This window comes from Gelidibacter sp., from assembly GCF_035577925.1.
GTDB lineage: Bacteria > Bacteroidota > Bacteroidia > Flavobacteriales > Flavobacteriaceae > Gelidibacter.
Map to the genome: position 1 here is coordinate 1 of NZ_DATJCY010000128.1, position 2,722 is coordinate 2,722.

Consider the following 2,722-nt stretch of genomic DNA (forward strand, 5'->3'; position numbering starts at 1 on the left):
AAAGGCTTTAATAGTAATACTATATTGAATATTTCTTTTTATACAGGAATGCCATTAAATATTCTACTTGATTTATCTTCAAATAGAATTGATAAAACTTCACTTATCAAAGATTTTTGGCATAATGTTAAAACTCACAACTCATCCGAATATAAAAAATTTACTGAGAAGCGTTTTACAATAGGCGAAGCGATAAGAAGATTAATAGAGAAGACTTCGTTTTTTGATATGCCTAAGAAAACAGGAGATGTTCGTAATCGTATAGAAAGGGATTATTCTATTAAATTGGAAAGTTCTGCGGTTAGTCAAGCTTTATTAGACGTTGTAAAGGAAGGACAGCTTAAAAAAGGTAAAATAGGATCAAGGAACTTCCAATATTATAAGTGATTTTTTCATTCACTTAACAACACAAGCATTTCGTTTGTGATCTCAAAAACAAAATACTTTATTAAAATAAATGTCAACATCTTTGTCAAGATGTTGATAATGTGGGATAACTTGTTTTATTACAATTGGATAAAAATGGTATGTTTGATAAGAGCATATAATAAGTATGAGTGCAACTGATTACGACTATACCTGCCGATGCCCAGAATTAAAAAAAAATAACAACCCTATCATTGGTTGAAGGAAAAACAACTTTATTGATGACATACCATGATAGCGTAGAGAAAATGAAAAATAAGAAAGATACTGATTCTGAGCTTTTAAAAGTAGTATGTGCCATTATTGAAAACAATGGAAAACTCTTGTTGTACAACGTAGTGAAACCATGAAATTGGATCGTAAAACCCAAAATAAAAGATTATTATAATTTCATTATCACGTTTAATATCTTAAAAAACCAAAGTAAATAATGGCTTGCAATAGGGTTAGATTAAACAAATGAACGTATTCAAAAAACTACAAAAACTATGAAAACAATTACATGGCACCTCCTGATTTTTATTTTATTTATGTCTTGTTCTGACCGTAATAATAACGATGACGAAAATGAAAACATCAATCGAACTTATATAAGTAAAGTCACAATAACTGACGGTCCTAATGGTTATAACCCCGACGTTCGAACTCGGACTTATAAGTTAAATTATGATCTGAATAAAAAACTAACTTCTATTGCTACGTCCGATAGCTTTTATGGATATAGCTCGCCAAATCCTTCATTAGTTACACTTTCTGCTACTTATAATATTGAATATGAAAACGGACAAATCATAAGGGTCTATACCGACTGCAAGACTAATGATTGTGATTTGAACTTACCAGGAAATAGTAATTTCGAGGGCACATATCAAATCTACTTTAAATATGGCATAGAAAACGGATATAAAAGTGTAAATGCATACAAGCAAGTTCTTGATCATAAAGACTCAATTATTAGTTCATATGAAATAGAACAATATTTACTATTACCTAATAATCTAGTGAAACGCGTTGAAGGTCACACAGAAATTATTTATTCAAATAATAACGCCATTGGCGTACAAAATGCCTCTGCATATAATAAGGGCCTAAAATATTTAAATTATGACGATAAAAAAAGCGTTGTTATCTATACAGACTACACTCATATCATTGATAGAGGTGATTATTTTCCAAGGTTAATTTTAGACCTGAAATACTCTAAAAACAATTATACCAAATTAGATTTTGGTTTTAGAGATCAACACCAAATTATCGATTTTTCATACGATTTTAAAGACAGGCCAACCAAAAGAACTGTATTTAATAATGGTTCTTTTGATTATGAAGAGATTTTTGAATATTTAGATTAACACATGTTGTAGCCCGAATTTAGCGACAATAGCTACGGGTTCAGACCACGGCACAACGCTCACGGAGCATTAAGGAAATGTCAAGCGTATATCACAGAAGGCTACAGGTATGCAGTAGATTTGGATTTAACAAAATTGCTGGCAAGAGGTAAGGGGGAATTGGGGTATGTTTTTGTACAGGATAAAGAATGCATGGTAAGACTTTGAGAAAGAGTCTTTGGATTCTTTGTTTGAATCTGTTACATTTGAGAAAGATAAATCAAAATAGCATGGTGTACATAGGTGATATATACGTCACTCCTAGTGTCATATGTTATGTATACACATGTTGTAGCCAATGCAAAAAAACGAGAACGTGAATGGAAAAAACAATATTTGAAATTACCAAAATGGATTGTCCTTCAGAGGAAAATCTTATCCGAATGAAATTGGACGGAATTTCAAGCATTGCGAATTTGGACTTTGATATTCCGAATCGAAAATTGACCGTTTTTCACAGCGGAGAAATTGACCAAATCGAAAAGTCCGTTATCGAATTGAATTTAGGTGGAAAAAAAATCTCAACGGAACAAACCGACCGAACGGAATTTAAAGAAAACGAAAATCAGAAAAAACTACTTTGGTCTGTACTTGCCATAAATTTTGCTTTTTTCATTATTGAAATGACAACAGGAATTATCTCAAAATCTATGGGACTTGTTGCCGATAGTTTAGATATGCTTGCGGACAGTTTTGTGTACGGAATTAGTTTGTTTGCGGTTGGCGGAACAGTAATAAAGAAAAAACGGATTGCCAAACTTGCTGGATATTTTCAAATAATACTTGCGATTATTGGATTTGTAGAAGTCTTGAGAAGATTTTTCGGAAACGAGAAACTTCCCGATTTTTCAACAATGATTATAGTTTCGATTTTTGCACTTATTGCAAACGGAATTTGTCTTTAT

General features: G+C 31.7%; 4 protein-coding genes. All 4 read left to right on the forward strand.

Translation table 11 applies throughout. The annotated features are described in order from the left end of the window. A partial coding sequence (locus VNJ50_RS04350) for a hypothetical protein (RefSeq protein ID WP_325579407.1) occupies window positions 1-387 on the forward strand: 387 nt, incomplete at its 5' end. A gap of 260 nt (window positions 388-647) precedes the next feature. Further along, entirely contained in the window at window positions 648-776 is a 129-nt protein-coding gene (locus VNJ50_RS04355; protein WP_325579409.1) for a hypothetical protein, read from the forward strand. A 180-nt stretch (window positions 777-956) separates the two neighbouring features. Continuing rightward, window positions 957-1,778: a hypothetical protein gene (locus VNJ50_RS04360; protein WP_325579410.1), complete on the forward strand. Its 822-nt coding sequence runs from the start codon at window positions 957-959 to the stop codon at window positions 1,776-1,778. Window positions 1,779-2,137: 359 nt separating this feature from the next. Further along, on the forward strand, window positions 2,138-2,722 hold a 585-nt coding region (locus VNJ50_RS04365; RefSeq protein ID WP_325579412.1), incomplete at its 3' end, for a cation transporter.